The sequence below is a fragment of the Arenimonas sp. genome (assembly GCF_036275555.1).
Classification (GTDB): domain Bacteria; phylum Pseudomonadota; class Gammaproteobacteria; order Xanthomonadales; family Xanthomonadaceae; genus Arenimonas.
Window position 1 is genome coordinate 45,943 of the sequence record NZ_DASUDO010000028.1, and the last position, 21,935, is coordinate 67,877.

General features: G+C 72.0%; 23 protein-coding genes and 1 tRNA gene. 7 read left to right on the forward strand and 17 right to left on the reverse strand.

The features are described 5' to 3' along the window. Positions 1 to 35 precede the first annotated feature (35 nt). A complete protein-coding gene (gene pepN / locus VFV21_RS07390) occupies positions 36 to 2,642 on the reverse strand; it encodes an aminopeptidase N (RefSeq protein WP_329668789.1) in 2,607 nt (868 codons plus the stop codon). A 70-nt stretch (positions 2,643 to 2,712) separates the two neighbouring features. On the opposite strand from pepN, the gene VFV21_RS07395 reads away from it, so the two are divergent. Genes VFV21_RS07395 through VFV21_RS07405 form a run of 3 tightly spaced genes read left to right on the forward strand, consistent with a single transcriptional unit; the run spans position 2,713 to position 4,564 of the window. Beyond that, entirely contained in the window at positions 2,713 to 3,651 is a 939-nt protein-coding gene (locus tag VFV21_RS07395; RefSeq protein WP_329668790.1) for a pyridoxal-phosphate dependent enzyme, read from the forward strand. Between the two features lie 17 nt (positions 3,652 to 3,668). Next, positions 3,669 to 4,097, forward strand: a complete 429-nt coding sequence (locus tag VFV21_RS07400; RefSeq protein WP_329668791.1) for a ketosteroid isomerase-related protein — start codon at positions 3,669 to 3,671, stop codon at positions 4,095 to 4,097. Positions 4,098 to 4,114: 17 nt separating this feature from the next. Further along, complete coding sequence (locus VFV21_RS07405) at positions 4,115 to 4,564, forward strand: PH domain-containing protein (protein ID WP_329668792.1); 450 nt, start codon at positions 4,115 to 4,117, stop codon at positions 4,562 to 4,564. An 87-nt stretch (positions 4,565 to 4,651) separates the two neighbouring features. Here VFV21_RS07405 and VFV21_RS07410 read toward each other — a convergent pair whose 3' ends face one another. The 9 genes from VFV21_RS07410 to bioB all read right to left on the reverse strand — a co-directional run bounded on the left by VFV21_RS07410 (position 4,652) and on the right by bioB (position 11,344). After that, entirely contained in the window at positions 4,652 to 5,047 is a 396-nt protein-coding gene (locus VFV21_RS07410) for a hypothetical protein (RefSeq protein WP_329668793.1), read from the reverse strand. A 10-nt stretch (positions 5,048 to 5,057) separates the two neighbouring features. After that, the gene (locus tag VFV21_RS07415) at positions 5,058 to 5,720 is read right to left on the reverse strand and encodes a hypothetical protein (RefSeq protein WP_329668794.1); all 663 of its coding nucleotides are present in this window, start codon (positions 5,718 to 5,720) and stop codon (positions 5,058 to 5,060) included. Beyond that, a complete protein-coding gene (locus VFV21_RS07420) occupies positions 5,717 to 5,902 on the reverse strand; it encodes a hypothetical protein (protein WP_329668795.1) in 186 nt (61 codons plus the stop codon). Before VFV21_RS07420 ends, VFV21_RS07415 begins: the two co-directional genes overlap by 4 nt. Positions 5,903 to 5,945: 43 nt before the next feature. Continuing rightward, the gene (locus VFV21_RS07425) at positions 5,946 to 6,590 is read right to left on the reverse strand and encodes a hypothetical protein (RefSeq protein WP_329668796.1); all 645 of its coding nucleotides are present in this window, start codon (positions 6,588 to 6,590) and stop codon (positions 5,946 to 5,948) included. A 146-nt stretch (positions 6,591 to 6,736) separates the two neighbouring features. After that, a complete protein-coding gene (locus tag VFV21_RS07430) occupies positions 6,737 to 7,456 on the reverse strand; it encodes an META and DUF4377 domain-containing protein (RefSeq protein ID WP_329668797.1) in 720 nt (239 codons plus the stop codon). A gap of 31 nt (positions 7,457 to 7,487) precedes the next feature. Then, positions 7,488 to 8,363, reverse strand: a complete 876-nt coding sequence (gene bioC / locus VFV21_RS07435) for a malonyl-ACP O-methyltransferase BioC (RefSeq protein ID WP_329668798.1) — start codon at positions 8,361 to 8,363, stop codon at positions 7,488 to 7,490. After that, the gene (bioH, locus tag VFV21_RS07440) at positions 8,360 to 9,130 is read right to left on the reverse strand and encodes a pimeloyl-ACP methyl ester esterase BioH (RefSeq protein WP_329668850.1); all 771 of its coding nucleotides are present in this window, start codon (positions 9,128 to 9,130) and stop codon (positions 8,360 to 8,362) included. Before bioH ends, bioC begins: the two co-directional genes overlap by 4 nt. 2 nt (positions 9,131 to 9,132) lie before the next feature. After that, positions 9,133 to 10,326 (reverse strand): 8-amino-7-oxononanoate synthase, encoded by a 1,194-nt coding sequence (gene bioF / locus VFV21_RS07445; protein ID WP_329668799.1) that lies wholly within the window; start codon positions 10,324 to 10,326, stop codon positions 9,133 to 9,135. 1 nt (position 10,327) lies between these two features. Then, positions 10,328 to 11,344 (reverse strand): biotin synthase BioB, encoded by a 1,017-nt coding sequence (gene bioB, locus VFV21_RS07450; protein ID WP_329668800.1) that lies wholly within the window; start codon positions 11,342 to 11,344, stop codon positions 10,328 to 10,330. Positions 11,345 to 11,522: 178 nt separating this feature from the next. Here bioB and VFV21_RS07455 point away from each other — a divergent pair, with 178 nt between their 5' ends. Continuing rightward, the gene (locus tag VFV21_RS07455) at positions 11,523 to 12,272 is read left to right on the forward strand and encodes a ComF family protein (protein WP_329668801.1); all 750 of its coding nucleotides are present in this window, start codon (positions 11,523 to 11,525) and stop codon (positions 12,270 to 12,272) included. Here the strand turns inward: VFV21_RS07455 and VFV21_RS07460 are convergent. Then, entirely contained in the window at positions 12,269 to 12,817 is a 549-nt protein-coding gene (locus VFV21_RS07460) for a Rid family hydrolase (protein ID WP_329668802.1), read from the reverse strand. The two genes, VFV21_RS07455 and VFV21_RS07460, sit on opposite strands and share 4 nt — an antisense overlap. Positions 12,818 to 12,917: 100 nt before the next feature. Beyond that, positions 12,918 to 13,826, reverse strand: coding sequence for a 4-hydroxybenzoate octaprenyltransferase (ubiA, locus tag VFV21_RS07465; RefSeq protein WP_329668803.1), 909 nt, complete (start codon positions 13,824 to 13,826; stop codon positions 12,918 to 12,920). Between the two features lie 128 nt (positions 13,827 to 13,954). Between ubiA and VFV21_RS07470 the strand changes: the two genes are divergently transcribed. Then, positions 13,955 to 14,194, forward strand: a complete 240-nt coding sequence (locus tag VFV21_RS07470; protein ID WP_034213944.1) for a hypothetical protein — start codon at positions 13,955 to 13,957, stop codon at positions 14,192 to 14,194. 6 nt (positions 14,195 to 14,200) lie between these two features. On the opposite strand, the gene VFV21_RS07475 is transcribed toward VFV21_RS07470, so the two are convergent. Beyond that, on the reverse strand, positions 14,201 to 16,972 hold the full coding sequence (locus tag VFV21_RS07475; protein ID WP_329668804.1) for a sensor domain-containing protein: 2,772 nt from the start codon (positions 16,970 to 16,972) through the stop codon (positions 14,201 to 14,203). A gap of 151 nt (positions 16,973 to 17,123) precedes the next feature. Between VFV21_RS07475 and VFV21_RS07480 the strand changes: the two genes are divergently transcribed. Further along, positions 17,124 to 17,200, forward strand: a tRNA-Arg gene (locus tag VFV21_RS07480). A gap of 175 nt (positions 17,201 to 17,375) precedes the next feature. Further along, entirely contained in the window at positions 17,376 to 18,134 is a 759-nt protein-coding gene (locus tag VFV21_RS07485; RefSeq protein ID WP_329668805.1) for an outer membrane protein, read from the forward strand. A 40-nt stretch (positions 18,135 to 18,174) separates the two neighbouring features. Here VFV21_RS07485 and VFV21_RS07490 read toward each other — a convergent pair whose 3' ends face one another. The 4 genes from VFV21_RS07490 to VFV21_RS07505 all read right to left on the reverse strand — a co-directional run bounded on the left by VFV21_RS07490 (position 18,175) and on the right by VFV21_RS07505 (position 21,928). Next, the gene (locus tag VFV21_RS07490) at positions 18,175 to 19,275 is read right to left on the reverse strand and encodes a TraB/GumN family protein (RefSeq protein WP_329668806.1); all 1,101 of its coding nucleotides are present in this window, start codon (positions 19,273 to 19,275) and stop codon (positions 18,175 to 18,177) included. 93 nt (positions 19,276 to 19,368) lie between these two features. After that, positions 19,369 to 19,749 (reverse strand): YchJ family protein, encoded by a 381-nt coding sequence (locus VFV21_RS07495; RefSeq protein ID WP_329668807.1) that lies wholly within the window; start codon positions 19,747 to 19,749, stop codon positions 19,369 to 19,371. Positions 19,750 to 19,758: 9 nt separating this feature from the next. Continuing rightward, entirely contained in the window at positions 19,759 to 20,529 is a 771-nt protein-coding gene (locus tag VFV21_RS07500) for a hypothetical protein (protein ID WP_329668808.1), read from the reverse strand. A gap of 34 nt (positions 20,530 to 20,563) precedes the next feature. Beyond that, complete coding sequence (locus tag VFV21_RS07505) at positions 20,564 to 21,928, reverse strand: esterase/lipase family protein (RefSeq protein ID WP_329668809.1); 1,365 nt, start codon at positions 21,926 to 21,928, stop codon at positions 20,564 to 20,566. Between the last annotated feature and the right edge of the window lie 7 nt (positions 21,929 to 21,935).

Below are 21,935 nucleotides of genomic sequence, written 5' to 3' on the forward strand. Positions count from 1 at the left end.
GGGAAAACCGGCGACCCGGGGCCGCCGGATGCCGCTTAATCCACCAGCAGCCGCGCCAGCAGGTCCCGGCAGTCGGGCGAGTGCAGCTGGCCCTCGAGCCCCGCCAGGGTCGCCCTGGCGACGGCACGAAGCGGCGGGTGCAGGCGACGCCAGCCTTCGAAGCCGCCCAACAGCCGGGCAGCGACCTGCGGGTTGGTCGCGTCCAGGCCGGGCAACTGGCCGGCCACCAGCCGGAAGCCTTCACCATCGGCGCGATGGAAGGCGCGCGGGTTGCCGCGCTGGAAGCTGCCGAGCACCGCGCGCACGCGGTTGGGGTTGGCGGGCTTCCACCATTCCGATGCCAGCAGTTCGGTGACCGCTTGCGTGGCCGAGGCGTGCGGGCGGGTCGCAAGCCAGCCGATCCACTTGTCGGTCACCAGCGGATCGTGGGCGAACTGGCCACGGAACGCCGCCAGCGCGGCCGCGGCGCCCGGTGCGTCGAAGTGCAGCAGGCAGCGCAGGGCGGCGCCGCGCTCGGTCATGTTGCGCGCGCGGTCGAACTGCCGCTGCGCCAGCACCGCCGCCGGGTCCACGCGGGTAAGCCAGCCCAGGCAGGCATTGCGCAGCGCACGCGCCGCCATCGCGGGGCCATCGAGGCCCTGCGCGGCCGCCGCTTCCATGGCGTCGTAGCGCGCCTGCAGCGGCGCGGCCAGCGCGCGCGACAGCCGGTCCAGCAGCGCATCGCGCGCATCCAGCAGCGCCTCCGGATCCACCGGGTCCATGGCATCGGCCAAGGTGTCGAAGTCCGGCAGCGCCAGGCATTCGGCGACGAAGGCGGGGTCGGCAGCGGGATCGGTGAGCAGGTCCTGCAGTGCGGCCTCCAGGGCATCGGCCGCCAGCACGTCATGCTGCAGGATCGCCCGCGTCGCCAGCTGCTGCAGGCCGTCCCAGCGGTAAACCTCGTCGCGCTCGACGCGCACGCTGCGCGCGAGATCGGCCGGCGACTGCGAAAACGCGATCTTCACCGGCGCCGCGAAGCCCTGGTTGAAGGTGGCCAGAGGCTTGCCGGCGAGGCCGCGCCAGCGCAGCACGTGGCGCGCGGCCACCAGCTCGACGAGGTCGCCGTTGCGCGCCGCGTCGGTTTCCGGCGCAGCGGTGATGGCCGTGCCGTCGTCGGCATAAAGCGCCAGCCGCAGCGGCACCAGCATGGGCTGCTTCACCGGCTGGCCCGGCGTGGGCGGCACGTGCTGGTCGACGGTGAGCGTGTAGTCGCCGGTGGCGGTATCGAAGTGCTCGGTGATGGCCAGCTCCGGCGTGCCCGCCTGCGAATACCAAAGCGCGAACTGCGTGAGGTCGCGGCCGCTGGCGGCGGCGTGCGCGGCCAGGAAATCCTCGATCGTCGCCGCGCGGCCGTCGTTGTCGGCGAAATAGCGGTCCATGCCGGCGCGGAACACGTCCTCGCCCAGCAGCGTGTGCAGCAGGCGGATGACCTCGGCGCCTTTCTCGTAGATGGTCAGCGTGTAGAAGTTGCTGATCTCGCGGTAGCGGTCGGGCCGCACCGGGTGCGCCAGCGCGCCCGAATCCTCGGCGAACTGGCGGCCGCGCAGCACCCGCACCGCCTCGATGCGCTTGATCGCGCGCGAGTGCAGGTCGGCGCTGAACTCGCTGTCGCGGAACACCGTCAGGCCCTCCTTGAGCGAGAGCTGGAACCAGTCGCGCAGCGTGACGCGGTTGCCGGACCAGTTGTGCAGGTACTCGTGCGCGACCACCGATTCGATGGCGAGGAAGTCGGCGTCGGTGGCCGTGGCCTCGTCGGCCAGGATGTAGCGGGCGTTGAAGATGTTCAGGCCCTTGTTCTCCATCGCGCCCATGGTGAAGTCCTGGGCGGCGACCACGTTGAACACGTCGAGGTCGTAGCCGCGGCCGAAGCGGCGCTCGTCCCAGCGCAGGCTGCGCTCGACCGCGCCGAGCGCGTAGGCGCAGCGGGCGACGTCGGCGGGCTCGGCCCAGACGTTGAGCTCGACCTCGCGGCCCTCGGCGGTGCGCACCGAGTGCGTGACGCGATCGAGGTCGCCGGCGGCGATGGCGAACAGGTAGCAGGGCGTCGGGTGCGGGTTTTCCCAGGTCGATTCGTGGCGCCCGTCATCGAGTTCGCGGCGCGCGACCGGGTTGCCGTTGGCCAGCAGCACCGGGAACCGCTCGCGCGCGGCGCGCAGGGTGATGCGCCAGCGCGGCATCACGTCCGGGCGGTCGGTGAAGAAGGTGATGCGGCGGAAGCCCTCGGCCTCGCACTGGGTCAGCAGCAGGCGGCCGCTCTGGTACAGCCCCTCTAGCCGGGTGTTGCCGGCCGGGTGCACGCGCACGCGCGTCTCGAGTTCGCAGGCGCCGGCCAGGCCTTCGATGCGCAGCGTGTTGCCGTCGTAGGCATAGCGGTCGGCGGGCAGCGGCCGGCCGTCCACGGCGATCGCGAGCAAGGTCAGCGCCTCGCCATCGAGCACCAGCGGCTGGCGGGGCTGGTCCGGATCCGGCGCCAGCGACAGCCGGGCGTGCACCTCGGTGGCGTCCGGGTCGAGGTCGAAGGCGAGGTCGGCGTGGCGGATGCGCCAGGCGGGCGGGACGTAGTCGGCCAGGTGGACGTGGCCGTCGTCGCGGGGGAGGCTCATTCTGTGCGGGTTTCCGGGGGAGGCGTGCAGCGGTTTGCTAGGCTAGCACGCGACCCACGACGGACCGCCCATGACCCCCGACCTCCCCGGCTTCGACGACGTCCTCGCCGCCGCCGCGCGCATCGCCCCGCATGCGCACCGCACGCCGGTGCTGCACTCGCGCTCGCTGGACGCGCTGGCCGGCGCCGAGCTGCACTTCAAGTGCGAGAACTTCCAGCGCAGCGGCGCCTTCAAGTTCCGCGGCGCCTGCAACGCGGTGTGGTCGCTGGATGACGCCATCGCGCCCCGCGGCGTGGTCACGCACTCTTCGGGGAACCATGGCGCCGCGCTGGCGCTGGCGGCGCGCAGCCGCGGCATTCCCGCCCACGTGGTGGTGCCCGAAGGCGCGGTGCTCAGCAAGCTGGCGGCCATCGAAGCCTATGGCGCCGTGCTGCATCGCTGCGCGCCCACCATCGCCGCGCGTGAAGCCGCCGCGGCGCGCGTGCAGGCCGAGACCGGCGCCACGCTAGTGCATCCCTACACCGACCCGCGCGTGATCGCCGGCCAGGGCACGGCGGCACTGGAGCTGCTGGACGAAACCGGCCCGCTGGACGCCCTGCTGGCCCCGCTCGGCGGCGGTGGCCTGGCCTGCGGCACCCTGTTGGCCGCGCGCGGCACGCCGGTGTTCGGCGCCGAGCCGGCCGGGGCGGCCGAAACCTTCGAGTCGCTGCGCCAGCAGCGCCATGTCACCGACTTCGTGCCCGACACCGTGTGCGACGGGCTGCGCGGCACCGTCGGCGCCATCAACCTGGCCATCATGCGCCGCGACGGCCTGCAGGCCCTCGTGGTGACCGATGCCGAGACCGTGGCGGCCATGCGGCTGGTCTGGGAGCGCCTGAAGATCATCATCGAGCCCTCCTGCGCCACCGTGCTGGCGGCGGTGCTGCGTTACCCCGGGCCCTTCGCCGGCCGCCGGATCGGGCTTATCCTGTCGGGCGGCAACGTGGACCTGGCCGCCCTCCCCTGGTGATCCCCCCGAGGCAAGACATGATCGTCGACGGCAACCGCGCGGCCGACCGCGCCATCGAACTGGTGCTGGCCTACTACGCCGCCTTCAACCGCGGCGACTGGGAGGGCATGCTCGCGCGCCTGGACCCCGAGGTGGCGCACGACATCAACCAGGGCGCGCGCGAAACCGGCAAGGTCGCGTTCGCCGCCTTCCTGGCGCGGATGAACCGCTGCTACCGCGAACAGCTGCGCGACATCGTGGTGATGGCCAACCAGGAAGGCACCCGCGTCGCCGCCGAATACGTGGTGCACGGCGAGTACCTCGCCAACGACACCGGCCTGCCGCCCGCGCACGGGCAGAAGTACGTGCTGCCCGGCGGCGCCTTCTTCGACGTCGAGGACGGCGCCATCACCCGCATCACCAATTACTACAACCTCGAGGACTGGATCGCCCAGGTCTCGGCATGAACACCACCGGAGCAAGCATGGACACCGAACGCAGCGAATGGACCGGCACGCCCTCGCAGTGGCAGAACGCCGGCTGGTTCCTGGCCTGCCTGCTGCTGATCCCGATCCCGTGGGCGCTGTGGCGCTGGCTGGTGGTGCGCAACACGGTGTACACGCTGACCGACCAGCGGCTGTCGATCCGCCGCGGCGTCCTCAACCGCACCACCGAAGACCTCGAGCTCTACCGCGTGCGCGATACCCGGCTCGAGCAGACCTTCTTCGAGCGGATGTTCGGCCTGGGCGAAGTGGTGCTGTTCACCACCGACGCGTCCACGCCGGAGATCCACCTGCCCTGGCTGAAGGACGCCGCCTCGCTGCGCGAATCCATCCGCCGGCTGTCCGAGGCGCGGCGCGACGCCAAGCGCGTGCGCACGTTTGAATCCGGCGGTGGCCACGAGGACCTGGGCGGCCACGACGCGCTGCACTGACGCGCGCAGCGCAGGCCGGCGGCGATTGAGTCCTCTCTCCGGGGGGCAGCCGCCTCCCGGGCCCGGCAACCGGCCGAACCGCCGCCGTCAATGCGGATAGCGTCGCCGTAAGAACGGCAGGCGGCGGCCGTGGAAATGCCCGACCAGCCTGGCCAGGACGAAGTACAGCATCGCCACCATCGCGACGCCGATCGCGAAGTGGACGATCAGCTCGAACAGGAACACCCAGGGCGTGTCCGTGCCGCTGACCGTGCGGGTCAGCGAGGGCGAGCCGAAGCGCGTGCCGCTCCGCGAGCTGGTGACGTCGAGGCGCCCGCCCCGCGCGGCGAAGGCCAGTACCGCCGCCCAGGCCACGACCAGCAGCAGGCAGGCCGCCCGCAGCACGAGCAGCTTGCGGCGCAACCGGTCGGCGAGGCCGCTGGCCGGGGCTAGCGGCTTCGACGGGACAGGGCGGTGGTCGCGAGGCGTCATCGGGGTCGGCATGTCGGTGGGTCTAGCGCCGGGAACCGGCCGTGCCGGAGAGGGATTGATACCGGTCCACGACCACGCCTGCCTGCTGCCGGGCGTCACGCGCCACGGGAACGCGGAGCGTGCCGCCCGTGCGCACGCTGCCGGTCGTGACGCTGGACGTCTGGACCAGGGTATCGAGCACCGTACCGAACTCGATCGACGGCGGATCGGAAGCGACGTACCGCACGCTCTGGAGTCGTCGCCCGTCCAGGGTGGAGAGCGGGAAATAGCCGTCGCCAACCAGCACGCCCGATTCGGAGAAGATCACTTCGACGCCGCCGGCCGGCGTCTTCGCCGGCGGCCGGTAGAAGTTGGCCAGGATGCTGGCCGCGGGAATCCGCTGCTGTTCCTCGCGGAAACGATCGAATTCGTCCGCGGGCACCGTCCAGCGCGCGATCGCGCTCCGTCCGCTTCGCAGGTCGCGGAACACGCGGATGTGCTTCAAGTAATGGACCATGGCGATCGGGCAAAGCAGCGCTGGCAACAGCCCCAGCGCAAGCCATGGCGAGCCGGTCCGGCCGGTTTCGCGCATGTCCACCACGCCGACCCACACCAGCGCGATGCCCGCGAGCGCAGCCAGCGCGAATACCACCGCGTTCCTGGCGGGATGGCGGATGCCGCGGCTCCGGGCGCGCCGCTTGCTCATCCCGGGGCCTTGATTCGCGCGATGCTCCGAACGAAGAGGTAAACGCCGGCGGCGCAGATCAGCAGCTTCACAAGCAAGGGTGCGCCGAATCCGTTGGCTTGGAAGTTCAGGAAGGATTCGAGTCCGTAAAAGCCGGCGACGACCAGGCCGACGATGGCAAGCAGCAACGACTTCAACTTCATGCGCACTTCCTGCGGAGGGTGAAAGATTCCGTCGGCCAAGCCATCAACTGAAGGCACTGACCAGCCAGGCCAGCATAAGCCAGGCGAATCCGGTGATCGTGACGGGATGGACGCGCCGCTGGGTCTTCCAGTCGTACGCGGCCAGCGACAGGAAGAACCCGACCCACGCCACGACTAAGAACACCAGGAAGCCCACCTCGTCCACGCGCGCGGTGAAGGCCGGGGCCAGCGACTCCATCAACGGCACGACCAACGGATCGTACAAGCGCGAAAGCACCGGCCCCAGCATGAGGAAGCTGCCCGCGAGCACCAGCCGCTTGTGCCAGTCGGCGCGGCCACGCCGCAGCCAGGCCAGCAGCAGGAACAGCGCGAAGCCGGGCAGCAGCAGCCGGTTGGCGCGCACCTCGGGCGCCATGTTGTCCCAGCCCTTCCACAGCACGATGAAGAGGTAGAGGGTGCTTAGCGTCACGCCGAGGCCGACGAGCATCGTGGCGATGCCGAGCTTGCGGTGCAGGGCGAGGTTGCGCACGCGGACCAGGTTGGCCTGCACCACGAGCAGCACGTTCCAGGCCAGCCCGAACAATCCGTGCACCACCATCTTCGGGTCGCTGTTGCTGGGCTGGCGGATGTCCGTCAGCAGGTTGTCGGAAAACGCCGCCAGGCTGAGGAACAGCAGCAGTCCGCTCACCAGCGAAAAGTAAGACCCTCGCGATTGCTCCGCCATCACGTTCTCCGGGGGACACGACCCTTGGAACCGAACGGATGCGACTGCCTTGTCCGGACACACGGGTCCCGGGCATGCGCCGGCACCGGCTGGCCGGCGCCCGCGCCTGATCAGGGCTCGCTGCTGTCGAGCACTTCGATCAGCTGCCAGCGCCGCGCGCTGCCGTCGGCGGGCGGGTTGGCCACCGTGGTTTCGCGCACGCGCAGCACGTACTCCACGCCCATCTTCCAGTCGAAGCCCTCGATGTCGCCGTAGTGCAGCTCCCACGGCGCGCCCGGCTGGGTGCGCACCTGCAGGCACAGCTGCTGCGCGATGCCCGTGCACGGCGCGCGCTGGCCAGCGATCTGGACGATGCGTTCGCGCGGCGCGCTGGCGGCCGGCGGGCGGCTGTCGAAGCGCCAGGTGGCGCCATCGGCGGCGCGCAGCTGCAGGATCGGGCCGTCGAAACCGAGCGTCAGCGGCGCCGCCATCGCCTGCAGCAGCGCCGTTTCGCGCGCCATGATCTGCGGCGGGCACATGCGGCGGGTGCTGGCGATCGCGGCGCCTTCGCCGCCGAGCCGCAGCTGCAGGCCGTCGCGCGACCAGCCGCCGGTGTGGCTGTTGCAGGGGCCGCCCAACGAGAAGCGCTCGGACTCGAAGCGGAGCGTGGCGGCGCCGGGGCCCACGTCGGGCACCGAGGCCTCGCCGGGTGCGGCGACCAGGCGCCATTCGGTGCCCTCCAGCACGGCCGCGTCATCGGTGGACGCGATCTCGGTGCGCGTCGTGGCGCAGCCCGCGAGGCTGGCGGCCAGCGCCAGGACGAGCAGGCGCTCGGAGGAAAGACGGTTCATGGCGACTCCGGGTCGGGGGGACCCGCCGAGTCTACCGCCGCCGCACCGGAATGCGATCGGCCGGGAAACTGGCGAGGTCGGCGCCGCCCTCGCGCCGCGGCGCGCCCGGCGCCGGACCCCAGGCCTGGGCCGTGATCACTTCCCAGGTGCTGGGCAGCACGCCGTCGCGGCGCAGCGCTTCGTAGTGCGCGGTGACGCGCTGCAGCCGGCCGCGGCCGCCGAGCCCGCGCGGCCGGTCGCGGCGCGCATCGCCGGCGCCGATCGCGCGCAGCTCCTGCATCAGGCCGCGCAGGTCGGGATAGGTGAGCGTGTACTCGTCGCGCTCGAGCACCGGGTCCCTGAAGCCCGCCGCCAGCATCGCGTCGCCCACCTGCTGGATCTGCGCGAACGGCGACAGCGGCGGCACTTCGCCGCAGGCGAGGTAGGCATCGCGCAGCTCCGACAGCGTGGCCGGGCCGAAGGTCGACAGCAGCATCAGCCCGCCCGGGCGCAGCACGCGGCGGAATTCCGACAGGGTCGCGGGCAGGTCGTCCACCCACTGCAGGCACAGGCTGGAGAAGATGACGTCGGCGCACTGGTCGGCGAGCGGCAGCTGCGACACGTCGGCATTGATGCGCCGCACCGGCCGCCAGAAGCGGGTGTGCCGCGGCACTTCGCGCAGCATCGGCAGCGCGGCGTCGAGCGCGATCACTTCGGCCTTCGGCCAGCGCTTCTTCATCGCGCCCGCGGCGCGGCCGGGGCCGCAGCCGAGGTCGAGGATGCGCGCGGGCTGGCGGTCGTCGAGGTAATCGAGCTGTTCGAGCAGGCGCGCCTCGGCCTCGCGCTGCAGCGCGGCGACCGCGGCGTAGTTCGGCGCGGCGCGGCCGAAGGCGCGGCGCAGGTGGCGGCGGTCGAACAGGCCGCTCACGGCGGGCAATCCGCGGCAAAGGCCAGCAGCGCGTCGGCCACGTCACCGGCGTGGGTGAGGAAGGGGGCGTGGCCGCCGCTTTCCACCTGCACGAAGCGACCCTGCGGCGCCGCCTCCGACGCCGCGCGCATCGCCGCGGGCGACACCAGCCGGTCGCGCCGGCCCGCGAGCCAGAGGCTCGGCATCGCCAGCGAAGGCAGCGCGGCGCGCAGGTCGCTGTCCTCCAGCAAGCCCAGGCCATCGCAAAGGACGTCGGCGGCCGGCTCGCCGTGGGCGAAGACTTCGCTGCGCAGCAGCTTCAGTTCCTCGCGCACGTGGTCCGAGCCCTGCGCCTCAAGCATCAGGAAGCGGTCGAGCGTGCCGCGGTAGTCGCGGCCCAGCTCGCTCGCGAAATTACGGAAGACCGCGGCGTCCATGCCCGCCGCCCAGTCCTCGCCGCGCACGAAGCGCGGGCTCGCGGCCAGCATCACCAGCCCGCGCACCGCCTCGGGCCGCGCTGCCGCCTGCTGCAGCGCCACCAGCCCGCCCAGCGACCAGCCCAGCCACAGCGCACGCGCCGGCACCACCGCCGCCACTGCGTCGGCGGCATCCGCGAGCCGCAGCGGCAGCCCGGCGCCGGCGCTGCGGCCGTGGCCCGGCAGGTCGACCAGGTGCAGGGTGAAATGCGGTTCGAGCCGCGCCACCAGCGGCGCAAAGATGCCCGCGTGCATGGCCCAGCCATGCAGCAGCACCAGGTCCGGGCCCTGGCCGCGCACGTCGTGGAACAGGGTCATGCCGGGAGCGGGGATTTCAGCGTGCCGAGCGCCTCGGCCATGGCGGCCAGCAGGCCATCCACGTCGCGCTCGTTGTGTTCGCAGCTCAGCGTGATGCGCAGCCGCGCCTGCTGCTCGGGCACCGTCGGCGGCCGGATCGCGGTGACCAGGTAGCCCGCCTGCTCGAGCGCGGCCGACAGCGCCAGCGCGCGCGCGTTGTCGCCCAGCACGATCGGCTGGATCGGCGTGAACGATTCCTGCAGCGGCAGCCCCAGCGCCGACGCGCCGCGGCGGAAGCGCGCCACCAGGGAGGCCAGCTTGGCGCGCCGCCAGGGCTGGCTGCGGATGAGCTTCAGGCTCGCGCGCATCGCCGCGGCCATCGCCGGCGCCGGCGCGGTGGAATAGAGATACGGACGCGCGGTCTCGGCGATGTGGCCAACCACCGCATGGCTGCCCAGCAGCATCGCGCCCTGCCCGCCGAAGGCCTTGCCCAGCGGCACCAGCAGCAGCGGCACTTCGCGCGCGCCCAGGCCCGCGACGGCGAGGCTGCCGCGGCCTTCCGGCCCCAGCACGCCCACGCCGTGCGCATCATCCACGTACAGCAGCGCGTCCTGCGCGCGCGCCACCAGCGCCAGGTCGGCCAGCGGCGCCTGGTCGCCGTCCATGCTGAAGACGCCGTCGGTGGCGAGCAGGGCCACGCCGTCGCGGCGGGTCATCAGCTGGCGCATCGCGGCTTCCACGTCGGCATGCGGATAGCGCTTGAGCTCGCAGCGCGACAGGCGCGCGCCGTCGATCAGGCAGGCGTGGTTGAGCTTGTCCTGCACGCACAGGTCGCCTTCGCCCAGCAGCGACTGCAGCACCGCCAGGTTGGCCAGGTAGCCGCTGCCGAAGAACAGGCCGCGCTCGTAGCCCAGCCACTGCGCCATCTCGCGCTCGAACGCGGCGTGCTCGGCGTGGTGGCCGCTGACGCCGGCCGAGCCGGTGCTGCCGACGCCGTGCCAGGCGGCGGCTTCCTGCAGCGCGGCCACGACGTCGAGGTGCTGGCTCAGGCCAAGGTAGTCGTTGCCGCAGAAGCTGGTGAGCTGGCGGCCATCCACCAGCACCTGCATGCCTTCGCGCGCCTCGACCACGCGCCGGGTGCGCACGGCCTGCGCGGCCTCGCGGGCGGCGCGGGCGGCGGCAAGGCGTTCGGCGAGGCGCTGGCGGGGCATGTCAGGCGGCGCAGGTCGCGGCGGCCGACGCGACGATGTCGGCGTGCACGGTGTTCGATTCCTGCACGACCTCCATCGGGCGAAGGCCCAGGCGGTCGAACAGGGCGCGGTCGGCGTCGACGTCCGGGTTGCCGGTGGTCAGCAGCTTCTCGCCGTAGAAGATCGAGTTGGCGCCGGCCAGGAAGCACAGCGCCTGCAGCTCGTCGTTCATCTCGGCGCGGCCGGCCGACAGCCGCACCATCGACGCCGGCATCACGATCCGGGCAACGGCGATCGTGCGCACGAACTCGAACGGATCGAGCAGCGCGGTGCCCTTGAGCGGCGTGCCTTCCACCTGCACCAGCCGGTTGATCGGCACCGAATCCGGGTGCGCCGGCAGGTTGGCCAGCGCCTGCAGCAGGCCGGCGCGCTGCGCGCGCGACTCGCCCATGCCGACGATGCCGCCGCAGCAGGTCTTCATGCCGACGTCGCGGACGTGGCCCAGCGTGTCCAGGCGGTCCTGGTATTCGCGGGTCTTGATCACGTCGCCGTAGAACTCGGGCGCGGTATCGAGGTTGTGGTTGTAGTAGTCGAGGCCGGCGGCCCGCAGGGCCACGGCCTGGTCGGCCTTGAGCATGCCGAGCGTGGCGCAGGTCTCCAGGCCCAGGGCCTTCACCTCGCGGATCATCTCGGCCACCTTCGGGATGTCGCGGTCCTTCGGGCTGCGCCAGGCGGCGCCCATGCAGAAGCGCGAAGCGCCGGCGGCCTTGGCGGCGCGGGCCTTCTCCAGCACCTCTTCGGTGCTCATCAGCTTGGTGGCGTCCACGCCGGTGTTATAGCGCGCGGCCTGCGGGCAGTAGGCGCAGTCCTCGGGGCAGCCGCCGGTCTTGACCGACAGCAGGGTCGAGACCTGGACTTCGCTCGGGTCGAAGCGCTCGCGGTGCACGGCGCCGGCGCGCTGCATCAGCACGGGGAAGGGGAGATCGAACAGCGCGAGGACTTCTTCGCGCGTCCAGTCGTGGCGGATGACGGCAGACATGGCAAACCCCTGACGGCGCTGCATTAATGGAGTGCGGCAGTCTGGTGAGCATGCCCACCCCTGTCAACCAAACCGCCCCGCCCCAGGTTGACGGCCGCCCCCCGACGGACCGCCAACCCGAAGCCGGAGGCTATCCCCGTCCGCGGCCGCGAATCCGTGAAGTGCAGCACATCGCGGCATGAGCTGGCCTGTCCTTTTTTCCCGGTGGATCGGCGAGGCGCTGCTGCCGCCCCGCTGCCTGGTCTGCGAAGCCCCGGGCGCGGGCGGCCGCGACCTCTGCGCCGCGTGCCGGGACGCCCTGCCCTGGAACCACCCCGCCTGCCCGCGCTGCGCCCTGCCGGTGCCGGGCGGCGACTACTGCGGTCGCTGCCTGCGCCGGCCGCCGCCGCTGGACGCCACGGTCGCGGCCCTCGCCTACCGATTCCCGCTCGACCGGCTGCTGCCTCGCTTCAAGTTCCACGGCGACCTGGCGGCCGGCCGCCTGCTGGGGCAACTGCTGGCCGAGGCCTTGGCCGCGGCATCGGCCGCCGGCGGGCCGGGGAATTCACTCCGGGCGGGCGGCCCGCAGGCCCTGGTGCCGGTGCCCTTGCACCCGCGTCGCCTGCGCGAGCGGGGCTACGACCAGGCCCTGGAGCTGGCCCGCCCGCTGGGCCGGGCGCTGAACCTCCCGCTGCGGGCCGACGGGCTGCGACGGGTCCGCGCCACGGCGGCCCAGTCCACGCTGGGCGCCCCGGCCAGGCACGGGAACGTGCGGGGCGCCTTCGTGGCGGCGCCCGGCCCTTGGCCAGAGCGGGTTGCCTTGCTCGACGACGTGATGACCACCGGCGCGACGCTGGGCGAGTGCGCCCGGGCGCTCCGGCGGGCGGGCGTCCTCCGGGTCGAGGCCTGGGTCGTCGCGCGGGCGCCGCAGCCCGGGTCCGAGGGCTAGTCGTTCGCCTGCGCCTGGGCCGGCGGCGCACGGCGCGGGGCCGGCGGGGGGATCGCCGCGCGCGGCGACTTGCCCGACCCGATCACCGCCATCGCGCGAAGCTCCACCGGTGCCCCGGGCTGCAGCAGGGCGGTCGTGCCCACCGCGGTCCAGGCCGGGTAGTGGTCGGGGAAGAATTCCTCGTGGATCGGCGCGAAGCGCGCGAACTCGGCATTGAACGCCTCGGCATCGGTGGCGCCCACGTGGAAGCTGGTCAGCTCGACCACGTCCCCGAGGGTGGCGCCCGAGGTGGCGAGGTGCCGCTCGAGCGCGCGGAACATGTTGCGCACCTTGTCCTCGTAGGTGTCGCCGTGCCCGGCCGGGATCCCCGACACGATCACCAGGTCGCCCGCCTTCACGACCGGCGTGTAGTGCATCACGTGGTAGGACGCCTCCATGCCCGGCGGTGCGAAGTGCTCGCGGCTGGGCGCGGCGGATGCCGTTTCGTTGGCGGCGGCCGGCAGCGCCGCCAGCAGCAGCGCGGAGAGCAGGATCGGTCGGTTCATGGGATGGGTTCTCGGCGGGGCGTGCAGTCTCCGGCGCGCGCCACGCCCGGACATGTGCCCGATGTCACGACCGGCGTCGTGGACGCCGGACGTCCGCGGATCAGCCCAGCGCGTAGTGCGCGGCGATGCCCACGAACACCACCAGGCCGACCCACTGGTTGGCGAGGAAGGCGCGGAAGCAGCCCGCCCGGTCGCGCCCGCGCGCCATCCAGAACTGCACCGCCACCAGCACCAGCGCGACACCCAGCGCGGCCTGGTAGTGAAGGCCCAGTCCGGCGCGCGCGCCCACCAGCCACATCGCCCAGAAGAAGCCGGCGTAGATCACGCCCTGGGCGATCAGGTCGGCGTCGCCGAACAGGATCGCGGTCGACTTCGAACCCACCCGCAGGTCGTCCTCGCGATCCACCATCGCGTACCAGGTGTCATAGCCGGTGGTCCACAGCAGGTTGCCCAGGAACAGCAGCCAGGCGATCGGCGGCACGCTGCCCTGCACCGCCGCGAACGCCATCGGGATACCCCAGCCGAAGGCGATGCCCAGGTAGACCTGCGGCAGGTAGGTGTAGCGCTTGAGCAGCGGATAGGTCGCGGCCAGCAGCGCCGCGGCGACGCTCAGCGCCACCGTCAGCCGGTTCGTCAGCAGCACCAGCCCGAACGCCACCAGCATCATCACCGCGAACAGCACCAGCGCCTCGCGCGGCGACACCGCGCCGGTGGCCAGCGGCCGCGCCTTCGTGCGCTCGACGTGCGGGTCGAGCCAGCGGTCGTTGTAGTCGTTGATGACGCAGCCGGCCGAGCGCGTCAGCCACACGCCGGCGGTGAAGATCAGCAGGGTGCCCAGCGGCGGCACGCCGTCCGCGGCCAGCCACAGCGCCCACCAGGTCGGCCACAGCAGCAGCAGGATGCCGACCGGGCGATCGCCGCGCACGAGCTGCCAGTACAGCGGCCAGCGCTCGCGCCAGGTCTTGGGCGCACGGTCGGGAAGGGGCGGTGCATGGCGTTCGTAGGACATCCGCAAAGCCTAGCAGAGCGCCAGGCCGCGCCCATGACCGACGACACTCCCGCGGCCGCAGGCCTTGACCCGGTGCCGGCGCGTCCCCAACTTACGGATTGCCATCCACCACCAAGGGAACCACGACCATGAGTGCAGGCCAGGGCTCCACCGGCAACGTCATCGCCGCCATCTGCAGCTTCTTCGTGCCCGGGCTGGGCCAGCTGGTCCAGGGACGCTTCGTTTCGGCCGTGCTCTGGTTCCTGTTCGCCTGTGCGGCGTTCGCCATTACCTGGCTTATCACGCTGAGCCTGCTGCCCTTCGGCTGGTTCGTGGTCAGCATCCTGTCCTGCATCAACGCGGCGATGTATTCGCCGCCCGCGCGCTGAGATCCGTCAGCCGGCCTGGGCACGCAGCCACGTGCCCAGCGCCGCCGGCTCCAGCGGCCGCGTGAACAGATAACCCTGGGCCTGGTCGCAGCCCTGCGCGCGCAGCATCGCCAGGATCGCCTCGGTCTCCACGCCCTCCGCCACCACCTCCATGCCCAGCGCATGCCCCAGGCTCACCACGGCCTGGGTCAGGCCGCGCAGGCGTTCGCCCTCGGCCATCTGCTGCACGAAGCTGCGGTCGATCTTCAGGTGGCGCACCGGGAAGCGGTGCAGGTAGGCCAGGTTCGAGAAGCCCGTGCCGAAGTCGTCCACGGCCAGGCAGATGCCATTGGCCGAGAACAGGTCGAAGGCGCGCCGCAGCACCTCGGTGTCGCGCATCAGGGCCGATTCGGTCAGCTCCAGCTCCAGCCGGTCGGTGGGCCAGCGGTTGCGGGCGCAGATCTCGAGCACGTCGGTGGCGAACTGCGGGTCGCGCAGCTGCACCGCCGATACGTTCACCGCGATGCGGTCGAACACCAGGCCCTGCTCGTGCCACTCGCGCGCCTGCCGGCAGGCTTCGCCCAGCACCCAGCGGCCGATGGCCAGGATCTCGCCGCACTCCTCGGCGATGGGTATGAACTCCGCCGGTGAGCGGGCGTCGCCGGCGGTGGTGCGCCAGCGCAGCAGCGCCTCGATGCCCGCCACCCGGCCGTCGCGCAGCGACAGCGTGGGCTGGTAGACCAGCGACAGTTCGTGCCGCGCCAGCGCCTGGCGCAGCTCCTGCTCCAGCGTCACGCGGCGCTGCACCTTCTCGTAGAAGCTGTCGTTGTAGAACTGGAAGGTGTTGCGGCCGGCGTCCTTGGCCGCGTACATCGCGGTGTCGGCCGAACGCAGCAGCGCCTCGAGGTCCGGGCTGCCCTCGTTGAGCAGGGCGATGCCGATGCTGCAGCCCACGTGCGCCTCGTGCTCGCCCAGCGACACCGGCTGGCTGAGCGCCGCGATGATCTTGCGCGCCACGTAGGCGGCGTCCTCGGGTCGCCCGACCTCGCGCAACAGCACCAGGAATTCGTCGCCCCCTAACCGCCCGACCAGGTCGCTGCCGCGCACGCACTGGCGCAGGCGCCCGGCCACTTCCTGCAGCAGGCGGTCGCCGGCCTCGTGGCCCAGGGTGTCGTTGACGTTCTTGAAGCGGTCGAGGTCCAGGAACAGCAAGGCCAGCGGCGGCTCGCCGTTGCGCACCGAGGCGATCGCATCGAGCGCGCGGCGGCGGAACAGGAAACGGTTCGGCAGGCCGGTCAGCGTGTCGTAGTGCGCCAGCTGCTCGATCTGCTCGTTGGCCTCGTGCTCCTCGGTGATGTCCTGGGTGAGGCCGGTGATATGGTGCGGCTGGCCGTCCACCCGCTCCAGGCGGCCGGTGATGCGCAGCCAGATGCGGCGGTCATCCGGCGTGTAGTAGGTGACCTCCAGCGACTCCTCGATCGACTCGCCCGCGAACATGCGCGCCATCGCCTCGCGCATGCGCTGCTGCGACAGCTCGTCGTAGCTCGGCAGCGTCGTCTCCACGCTCACCGGCGTGCCCGGCTCGATGCCGTGGATGCGGTAGTTCTCGTCGGTCCACTGCAGCTGGCCGTCGGCCATGATCTCGAAGCCGCCGATGCGGCCCATCGCCGCGATGCGGTTGAGCAGATCGCTGCGCCAGCGCGAATTGCGCTCGGCCAGCACCTGGTCGGTGATGTCGTGGATCACGCCGACCAGGCGCTGCACCCGGCCGTCGGGCGCGCGCATACCTTCGCCGCGGGCCTTGGTGAAGCGGCGCTCGCCGTCGGGGCGCACCATCACCAGCTCCATTTCGTAGGGCTCGCCGGTGGCCAGGGTGCGGCGCGAGGCTTCCTTCAGGCGCTCGTAGGATTCGGGCTCGTACAGGTGGCGCTGGCCGCGGAACGGCGGCGGCGCCTGGTCGGCCGGCAGGCCGGCGATCACGAAGAGTTCGTCCGACCACCAGATTTCGTCGGTCTGCGGATCCCAGCTCCAGCTGCCCAGGCGCGCCACGTGCTGGGCCTGGTTCATCAGCAGCTCGCGCTCGCGCAGCTGCTGCTCGATCAGCTTGTACTCGGTGATGTCGGTGTGGGTGCCGATGACGCGCCGCGGCTTGCGGTCCAGGGTCCACTCGATCACGCGGCCGCGGTCGAGGATCCAGCGCCAGCCGCCGCTGGCATCGCGGGCGCGGTAGACCGACTGGTAGCCCTCGCGCTGGCCGTCGAGGTGCAGGCTGAGGGCGTTGGCCACCCGCGGCTGGTCGTCGGGGTGCACCAGGTCGCGCCAGCTGTCGAGGTTGTCGGCCAGGTAGTCGGGCGGGTAACCGAGCATGCCCAGGCACCGCGCGGACCGGTAGACGCGGCCGGTGTCGGCGCTCCAGTCCCAGAGCCCGTCCTGCGCGTTCTCCAGCGCGAAGCGCCAGCGCGCGCGGCTCGGTGATTCGGCCAGCTCGGGCTCTTCGCCCGGATTGAACAGGCTGGCGGTGTAGCCCAGGATCCGGCCGTCCTCGTCCAGGGCCGCCTGCAGCACGCAGTCCAGCACCCGGTCGCCGTCGCGGTGCGAGTGGTGCACCTGGCGGCCCGGGTGGCGCGCGATCTGGGCGATCGCGTCGGCCAGCACCGGCCGCAGCGCCTCCTCCAGCGCCGGCGTCAGCAGGTCGCGGGCCCGGTCGTTGCCGGTGACGAACCTGCCCGCCGCATCCAGCACCAGCAGGGCGCGACGCGACGGGTGCAGCAGCAGGCTGTTGAGGAAAGCTGAATCCACGCGTGGCGGGCCCGTGTCACGGATGACCCCGACACTACCGCCCCTTCGGCGATGAAGGAACCCGGCGAGCCGCAGGCCGTGAACCGCGCCACACTCGCCCCGGGCGCCCCTTAGACCGGCGCCGCCATCGGTGCCATAATCCGCGGCCAAAGCGCCCGTAGCTCAGCTGGATAGAGTATTGCCCTCCGAAGGCAAGGGTCACAGGTTCGAATCCTGTCGGGCGCGCCATCCCTTTACCCCTCCCCGCCGCGGTGTCCAGCCGGCCCGGGACCCCGCCCAATGCTTGCCGAAGCCCCGCGCCCGGCGCCACGGGTTGGCACTTCTTCACGGTCTTTTTCGTTCTTTGGATCAGCGCTCCCCGCGAAGGGGCGGCGCTTTGCCCCGAACTTCCAAAGGACTCCCCATGAAGCACCGCCTCCTGATCCTCGCCGCCTCCTGCCTGCTCAGCACCTCCGCCCTCGCCGCCAACGGCGACTGGAGCGGCTGGTACGTCGGCATCCACGCCGGCCACGCCAGCGGCGACGCCGATGCCCGCGCCTCGCTCGGCGGCCAGTGGTCGATCGAGTCGCAGGGCCTGCGTGACGACGTCACCAACGGCTGGTCCTCGAGCTTCGACCCGAGCGACAGCACCTATGGCCTGCAGTTCGGCGTTCTGCACCAGTTCGCCAATGGCTTCGTGCTGGGCGCCGAGCTCGACCACAGCCAGATGCACTTCGAGGAAAGCCGGTCCACCGGCCCGCAGCCCACGGCCACCTTCCCGAGCCTGACGTACGACTTCGGCAACACCATCGACGTCGATTCGAAGATGTCGCTGCGCGCCCGCTTCGGCTACGCCAGCGGCCAGCACCTGTTCTACCTGACCGGCGGCGTGGCGCGCGTGGACGCCGACGCGTCGGCCTCGGTCGCGAGCAACGGCAATTACCTCAAGCGCGGCGTCGCCAGCGAGACGCTGGACGCCACCGAGATCGGCGCCGGCTACGAGTACGACTTCGGCAACCAGTGGTCGCTGCGCGCCGAGTACATCCGCACCGACGCCGATGACTTCAGCTACGACACCGCCTACCTGGCGGGCAGCAGCTTCGTGACCCCGGCCTACACCGAGACCTTCCGCCAGTCGCTGGAGTTCGACAGCTTCCGCATCGGCCTGAGCTACCGCTTCTGAGCCATCGCCAGGAACGCCGCCGCGGTTCGCCGCGGCGGCGTCATTCCGGGGCCGGGGCTTCCACCGCGTAGCCCTTTGCGGCCAGCGCCCTGAGGTAGCCGCGCTCGCCCACCACCCGCGCCATCGGCAGCACCGCGACGCTCTCGGCGTGCGTGGCCAGCGCCTTTTCCGCCGCGGCCAGCCAGGCCGCCTCGACGCGCGCGGGCAGGTCACTGAAACCCCGGCTTCTCGCCAGCCCGGTGCCCAGCAGGGCGTCGGTACAGGCCTTCGCGTTGTCGGCGTAGGGCAGGGCCTCGAGCGTGGCCAGGTCGCCGATGGCCCAGGCGTTGGCGCGCAGGGCCAGCGTGTCGAGGTCGTTCTCGACCTGGTCCAGCGTGGTGCGGAAACAGGCGAGGTCGTCGATCCCGCTCTGGCGGAACTCCTTCACCGCGGCCCTGGCGTCTTCGATCACCAGCGACACCGCGGGCTGCTCCACCGGCACGTCGGCGCGCTTGGCGGCGCGGCGCACGGCGCGGCCGACCACGTCGCGCCATGACAGCCCGGCGCGGTCGAAGGCCTTGTCGCGCAATTCCATCGCGGCCAGGAACGGGCGGCGCTTCTCGACGCCGCGGTCGCGGCCCAGGTACATCGCCTTGAGCCGTTGCCAGCGCGCGTAGTCAGCGGCGGGCAGCACGTCCTCGAGCAATTCGCCTTCGGGGTTGTTGCGCGCCTTCATCAGCGAGGGCACCAGGAACAGCCCGCCGAGCCCGGCACCCTCGGCCGTCATGGTCACCCTGGGCGGCATCAGCAGCACGCCGGCGGCGGCGATGCGCCGCTCCACCTCCAGCGAGTTCCATTCCATGCGATTGGGCAGCGGCGACAGCGTGCCCAACACCCACAGCACGCGGCCGTCGCGCGACACCTTCCACATCCCGGGGCCAGGCTGCACGCCGCTGACGACGATGGTGTCGAGGATGCGTGCGCCGGGAGGAAGGTCGTCCGCTTCGTTCTCGACAACGGGCTCGGGCTGCGCAGCGCGATCGACGCCCGATCCGGCCGCCGCGTCATCGGACGCCGATCCGCTGTCCGCGATCGGCGGGGGCGCGGCAAACGCGGGCAAGGAGAATGCGAGTATCAGCGGGAGCAGCCAACGGTGCGTCATGCGGTGACCTTCGCGTTCATGCCGGGGGAAGCGCGAGTCTAGTCGCGCCTGCGGCCGGTGCATCGGCCGGAAGGCCGGGCGCAGCGTCGGCGTTCAGTCGCCGGACACGTCGCCGTCGACGTAGAGCCAGCGTCCGTCCTCGCGCACGAAGCGGCTGGTTTCGTGCAGGCGCGCGGCGCGGCCGCCGCCCTGCCGGCAGCGCGCGACGAATTCCACCGTGGCGCGGTCGCCGTCGGCGGCGTGTCGCTTCACGTCCAGGCCCAGCCAGCGCAGCGGCGGATCCGCCGCGAGGTCGAGGGAAGCCGGCCGCGTGCTGGCGTGCCAGGTGGCCTGCAGGTAGGTGGCGTCGCCGCGCGCGTAGGCGCTGTAGCGCGAGCGCATCAGTGCCTCGGCATCCGGTGCCGCGGCGCCGGCGTGCAGCGGGCCGCAGCAGCGCGCGTAGTCGCCGCGCCCGCAGGGACAGGCGTCCGCCACGGCGCGCCCTCAGCCCTTGCGCGCGTCGACGATCAGGCGCGCGACGTGGGCGTCGCCCTTCTCGAGCAATTCGACCGGCGTGTACTGGAAGCCGGTGAGCACCATCGCTTCGCCGACGCACCACTCGCGCTGCTCCTTGGTGAGCGTCGCGGCGCCCGCGGCCACGGCGCCCAGCAGTTCGGGCGTGGGCACGGTGTCCTGCGGCTCGGGCGCGCGCCGGGTGGACGCTGCCGGGGCGCCGGTACTGGCCTTGTCGGCCTCGGCGCGCAGCCACGCCACGCGCGCCAGCGCCACCGCCAGCCGATCGCCGCCGCCGTCCTTGAGCTTGGGCACCGCCTTGGCGACCGCGCCGAGCAGCGCTTCGTGCTCCATGGCCAGGGCCTGCTGGGCCTGGTGGCGGCTCTCGAGCTGCGCCTGGAGTTCGGCCAGCCTGGCTTCGAGCTGCAGGATCTCGGTGGCCGGGTCGACCAGGGTCTTGGCCTCGAGCAGGCGCATGACCTTCTCGCCCATGCGCGTGTAGATGGCCGGCTCGCTGAACTTCAGGTCGCGGGCCGCGGTCTGCCAGGCCAGCGCGACCTGGCTGACGGTCTGGGTCTTGCCGGGGGTCGCGGGCGGACCCGCTTCGCTGGCGGCCACCGCCAGCGCGGCGGTGGCGTTGGCGCTGGACTGCGCCTGGATCGCGAGGTCGAGGCGCTCGCAAAGCTCCGACTTCTGGAAATCGCGCGCCTGCTTGCGCAACTCGATGCGGCAGTCGATCAGCAGGGAGCGAAGGTCCTTCATGCCGGCATTCTATGCCCGCCCGGCGCCCGTGCGGCTACTGGGCCAGCAGGAAGTTGAGCAGGTTGTTCTGGAAGTACGGATTCACCGACAGCTGGTCGTGGCGCTCGCACAGGAAGAAGCTCTGGGCCAGCGGGAAGAACCGGCCGGGCTGGCCCGGCAGGTCGGCCAGGCCGCGGCCCAGCTGCGATTCGCGGGTCACCAGGCCGTCGCCGGGGTGCAGCATCAGGCGCTCGTAGTCGACGCCGGGCGCGCGCGCCTTCACCTCTTCCGGCCGGACGACGAGGCGCTCCCCGGTGGCGTCGCGGTCGAGCACCGCGTAGGTCGGGGTGAGGCTGCAGTCGCCGCCGAACACCGCCACCTCGACGCCGTTGGCGCGCACGGGCGCGCTCAGCGCCAGCTGGAAACGCTTGGCCCGCGCCAGGTGGTGCACGAAGAAGCCCTGCAGCTCGGCCATCTCCAGCGCGCCGGTGTGCGGGTCCGGGGCGGCGGCCATCACCCGCGCCTCCACTTCCGGCGAGAACACCGACCAGCGCCGCACGCGCCAGGCGTCCGGGTCGTAGATGTCGAAGTCGATCGGATGGCCCTCGGGCGACAGCACCACCCGGGACTCGGGATGCGGCAGCGCCTCGAACGGGGTCGCGAAGGTGACCAGCACCTCCACCGGCACCACCCGGAACGCCACCTTGAAGCCCTGCTGCAAGCGCTCGAGGCTGGAAACCGCGCCCAGCGACGGCGTGCCCAGCATCACCACGCGGCGCACGCGGTGCGCGCCTTCGTCCCAGGGCGTGAACACCTCCTGGTCGAGCACGTCGGTGGGGCCGTAGCGCAGATAGTAGTTGGCGATCAGGCCGCCGTTGCTGTGGGCCAGGATGTCCACCGGCATGTCCGGATCGCCGTAGTCGAGGCGGATCTGCTCGATCAGCGCGTGCAGCTGGCGCACGGCCTCGAGGTTTTCCTTGCGCCAGTCGTACAGCAGCACGTAATAGCGGCGCCGGTCGTTGGACGGCACCGGCTCGCCCGGCTCGCCGCGCTTGAAGCGGCCCACGGTCTCGAGCGCGTCGATCAGCGCGCCGTAGTAATCGGTGCGCGCCACGCCGTAGAACAGGTCGCCGGGCATCAGGCCGCCGCCCTCCCGTTCCGCCTGCTTCATTCGCGCCAGCTCGCGGTACTCGCTGAAGGCCAGCGTGCCGATCGAACCTGGCCAGAACTCCTTGCCGGTGCCGCGCTCGACCAGGGTCGAGCCCATCAGGCCGTGGATCAGGATCACCGGCGGCTGGGCCGCGTGGTGCACCTGGGTTTCATACAGCCGGGCCAGGTCGGGCCGCTCGGGGTCGCTGGCGCAGGCGGCCAGCAGCAGGACCAACAGCAGCGCGGGCCAGCGGGAAAGGCGGTGGATCATGCCGGAA